This is a genomic window from Xanthovirga aplysinae (genome assembly GCF_009711365.1).
GTDB classification, from domain to species: Bacteria; Bacteroidota; Bacteroidia; order Cytophagales; family Cyclobacteriaceae; genus Xanthovirga; species Xanthovirga aplysinae.
Genome location: NZ_SMMB01000860.1, coordinates 1 through 4,818 on the forward strand (window position 1 = coordinate 1; position 4,818 = coordinate 4,818).

At 37.0% G+C, this 4,818-nt stretch carries 3 protein-coding genes; all 3 read left to right on the plus strand.

Annotation, left to right across the window (positions count from 1 at the left end; genetic code table 11):
- The first annotated feature begins 94 nt into the window (after positions 1-94).
- The 3 genes from E1171_RS06905 to E1171_RS06915 all read left to right on the plus strand — a co-directional run bounded on the left by E1171_RS06905 (position 95) and on the right by E1171_RS06915 (position 4,402).
- Positions 95-3,481 carry a methylmalonyl-CoA mutase family protein gene (locus tag E1171_RS06905; RefSeq protein ID WP_155205277.1) on the plus strand — a complete coding sequence of 1,129 codons (3,387 nt, stop codon included), beginning with the start codon at positions 95-97 and terminating at the stop codon, positions 3,479-3,481.
- Positions 3,482-3,643: 162 nt separating this feature from the next.
- Entirely contained in the window at positions 3,644-4,045 is a 402-nt protein-coding gene (locus E1171_RS06910; RefSeq protein ID WP_155205278.1) for an OsmC family protein, read from the plus strand.
- Between the two features lie 114 nt (positions 4,046-4,159).
- On the plus strand, positions 4,160-4,402 hold the full coding sequence (locus tag E1171_RS06915; protein ID WP_155205279.1) for a hypothetical protein: 243 nt from the start codon (positions 4,160-4,162) through the stop codon (positions 4,400-4,402).
- The last annotated feature ends 416 nt before the right edge of the window (positions 4,403-4,818 follow it).

Here is a 4,818-nt window from a genome sequence, read left to right on the forward strand (position 1 = left end):
AACAGAAAGAAAGATTTAAAGGTAAAGATTAAAAAATTGTGGGTTCCTTTCGATTTACTAAAATATTTTTTTGCGAGGGAAACTATTAAAGAGCATGTCAGAGGTAAAACTAGAAAAATATACACCTAAAAATCATATACGGATTGTTACAGCAGCCTCCTTATTTGACGGTCATGATGCGGCAATAAATATTATGAGAAGAATCATACAGGCCACAGGCTGTGAGGTTATTCATTTGGGACATGACCGGTCCGTTCAGGAAATTGTAGACTGCGCAATTGAAGAAGATGCACAAGCCATTGCCATTACATCTTATCAAGGTGGACATGTGGAATTCTTCAAATACATGTATGACTTACTAAAAGAAAAAGGAGGGGATCATATAAAAATTTTCGGTGGAGGTGGAGGAACCATTCTTCCAGAAGAAATTGAAGAATTACACAATTATGGAATCTCCCGAATCTATTCTCCTGATGATGGTAGAGAATTAGGTCTTCAAGGCATGATCAATGACCTGGTCAAAAACAGTGATTTCCCTACTGGAAAAGGATTAAAAGAGGAGGCGAATAAATTAGAAGAAAGAAATCCAAATCACCTCAGTAGATTAATTTCCGCAGCAGAAAACTTTCCCGAAGAGTCGAATAAGCAATTTGAGAAAGTCCGAAAATATTTAGGAAAAAGTAAGACACCGGTATTAGGTATTACCGGAACAGGTGGTGCAGGTAAATCATCCCTCGTGGATGAATTAGTCCGTCGATTTATCCATGATTTTAAGGACAAAACCATAGCCATAGTTTCAGTAGACCCTTCCAAAAGAAAAACAGGTGGTGCCCTTCTAGGTGATAGGATCCGAATGAATGCAATTAATAACCCAAGGGTTTACATGCGATCCCTTGCTACTCGGCAATCAAATTTGGCCTTATCTCGTCATGTGCAAGATGCAATTGACGTTTTAAAAGCCTCCCAATTTGATCTGATCATTTTAGAAACCTCAGGAATTGGACAATCGGATACAGAAATTGTAGAACATTCAGATGTATCTTTATATGTCATGACTCCAGAATACGGCGCGGCCTCTCAGTTAGAAAAAATCGACATGCTTGATTTTGCAGATGTCATTGCTCTAAATAAATTTGATAAAAGAGGGGCTTTGGATGCATTGAGAGATGTAAAGAAACAATATGTAAGGAATCATAACCTTTGGGAGACCAATGAGAACGATTTACCAGTTTTTGGAACGATTGCCTCTCAGTTTAATGATCCGGGTATGAATACGCTTTACGTGGCGTTAATGAAAAAATTGGTGGAAAAAGTAGGGGCAGAACTGGATTCTTCCTTTGAGATTTCTAAAGAAATGTCTGAAAAAATCTACATCATTCCTCCGGACAGAACCCGCTATTTATCAGAAATATCAGAAAATAACCGAAATTATGATAACTGGGTAGAGAAACAAAAGGAAATCGCCCAAAAATTATATAGCATCCGTAAATCCATTCAAACATTAGAAGAAACGGATGTGGAGAATAAGGAAAACCTGATCCAGCAATTAGAAGGTACTTATGCGAAAGTAGCTTTAGACCTTTCACCTCATAATCAACAGATCATTGAACAATGGTCGGAAAAAGTAAAGAATTACAAAGATCCCTATTTTTCCTTTAAGGTTCGAAATAAAGAAATTAAAGTGGAAACCCACACCAAATCTTTATCTCACACCCCTATTCCTAAGGTAAGCCTACCCAAATATGAGGCTTGGGGTGATCTTTTAAAATGGAATTTACAGGAAAATGTACCTGGTGAGTTTCCTTTTACCGCCGGAGTATTCCCATTCAAAAGAGAAGGAGAAGATCCTACCCGTATGTTTGCCGGTGAAGGAGGTCCAGAAAGAACCAACCGAAGGTTCCACTATGTTAGTAAGGGAATGCCAGCTAAGCGGTTGTCAACTGCTTTCGATTCTGTGACATTGTACGGAAATGACCCAGATTTCAGGCCTGATATTTACGGTAAAATCGGTAATTCAGGGGTCTCAATCTGTTGTTTGGATGATGCCAAAAAACTTTATTCTGGGTTTAACCTGGCAGATGCGAAAACCTCGGTATCCATGACCATCAACGGGCCTGCACCTATGCTCACTGGCTTTTTCATGAATGCCGCCATTGACCAGCAATGTGAATTATACATTAAGGAGCATCAACTAGAAGAAGAGGTGGAGAATAAAATTAAAGCCATCTATTCTAAAAAAGGTAAAAATAGACCGACCTATCAAGGTGACCTCCCTGAAGGAAATGATGGACTGGGATTGATGTTACTAGGTGTCACCGGAGATCAGGTGCTTCCTAAGGAAGTCTACGAAAAAATAAAAGCAGAAACCTTATCAAAAGTTCGAGGGACGGTACAGGCGGACATTTTAAAAGAAGATCAGGCTCAAAATACTTGTATTTTCTCAACAGAATTTGCACTTCGTCTGATGGGAGATGTTCAAGAATATTTTATCAACCAAAATGTTCGTAACTTTTACTCTGTTTCTATCTCTGGATATCATATTGCGGAAGCAGGTGCCAACCCTATTACCCAATTGGCCTTAACCCTGGCCAACGGATTTACTTATGTAGAGTATTACCTCTCTAGAGGAATGGACATCAATAAGTTTGCTCCTAACTTATCCTTTTTCTTCTCCAATGGAATTGATCCTGAATACGCTGTAATTGGACGAGTAGCAAGAAGGATTTGGGCCAAAGCCATGAAAAATAAATATGGTGCCAATGCTCGTTCTCAGATGCTAAAATACCATATCCAAACCTCTGGGAGATCCTTACATGCCCAGGAGATTGATTTTAATGATATCAGAACTACCTTACAGGCACTGTATGCGATATATGACAACTGTAATTCTCTTCATACCAATGCTTATGACGAAGCCATCACTACCCCTACCGAAGATTCCGTAAGACGTGCTATGGCTATCCAATTGATTATTAACAAAGAATTAGGACTTGCCAAAAATGAAAATCCATTGCAGGGCTCATTTATTATTGAAGAACTTACAGATTTAGTGGAGGAAGCTGTTCTAACAGAATTTGACAGAATTACTGAAAGAGGTGGAGTTTTAGGTGCAATGGAAACCATGTACCAGAGAGGAAAAATTCAAGAAGAAAGTCTGTATTACGAAACACTGAAACACAGTGGTAAATATCCGATTATTGGAGTAAATACTTTCCTTTCCTCCAAAGGATCTCCTACTGTCATACCGGGAGAAGTCATCCGGGCAACTAAGGAAGAAAAAGAATATCAGATTCATATGCTGGAGAACCTTCATAATACCTATGAAGATAAAGCGCAGGAATTATTGAAAGAACTTCAGGAGGCAGCTATTCATAACCGAAATGTGTTTGAAAAACTAATGGAAGTAACCAAATATTGCTCCTTAGGTCAAATTACTCAGGCTATGTTCGAAGTAGGAGGACAGTACAGAAGAAATATGTAGGCAATTAGGCACATTACGAATTAGGAAGTAACTAGATATTAAGACAATTGATAATTCCAGATCATTCTAGCTCTTAATTCGTAATTATTTTTATTGATTAAGGGGAACCTTTTACCTTTGCCATGTCAAGGATTCCATTTTTTCATCAAAAACAATAACATTATGATTGTAACCACCCGCTTTGTCGATGATTATGAATTTGAAGCCGAAAATGAAAGCGGCAATAAAGTAAAAATAGACATGTATCCCAAAGAGAAAAAGCAAGCTCAATCTCCTATGGAGTTGCTTTTATCAGCTTTGGGTGCCTGTTCTGCTGTTGACCTTGTCCAAATGCTTAAGAAAAGAAAAAAGACCGTTACGGATTTAAATATCACCACAGAAGGTGTAAGACGTGATGAAATTCCCCGGTCTTTTACTGACATTTCATTAACATTCACTCTTACTTCTCCTGATGCGACTTTGGAAGAGTTTGAAAAACTAACCAAATTAGCCTTGGAAAAATACTGTTCTGTTGAAGCTAGCCTTGGTGGAGTGAACATTAACTTTAAATGTGAGATAAAATAATTACAAATTAAGAGTTACGACATTTCGAGTCTTTTAAATCTGCATGGCAAGATATAACTACTAACTCCTTACTCGTAATTCGTAATTCTTAATTCTCAATTTCAAATTAAAAAAATGCGTGTAGTTGACGAATTCGAACATCCCAATTGTAAGATCACCATATTTTCCTGGAACAATAAATATCTGATTAAATTAGAGCGGGGTCCCATTGAGCAAACTTTTAAGATTAGTGAATTTGATGTGAGTGGTGATGAAGAAATCCGAAGCCTTATAGAAAATGAAACCTTTATGCAAAAAGCTTTACTTCGTTTCGAGGAAATGATGGAAAGTCTAAGTGAAGCTATGGAAAAGTTATAAAATTCTTTATTCTCCCCACCATAATATTGAAATACTTTGTTCGAATTCGACCGATAATTGTTCGGTTTTAGAACAACCTTTCTAAACAAACTACCTCCATTTATTTATTTCAATTGATTTTCAAGGCTTTTAATTTCTTGGCACGTTATTCGTATAGTTAATAATTGAAGCAAATAAAGTAGTACTCTTTTCATGGTTGAACAGAGTAGTTATTTAAGTTAAGTAGTTTGTTTTTTGGTTTTGGGGAGAGCTGTAAGGCTCTCCTTTTTTTGTAATAATCATCAAAAGCTCTTCTGATTGAATTAACCCTATCTAAAAAACAGATAAAATCTTAATTTTTTGAATCAACCTGTTCCTTTTCTCCCATTAGGCCTCTTTTAAAATTGTCCCAATCCGAAAATATTTCATAAGAAATC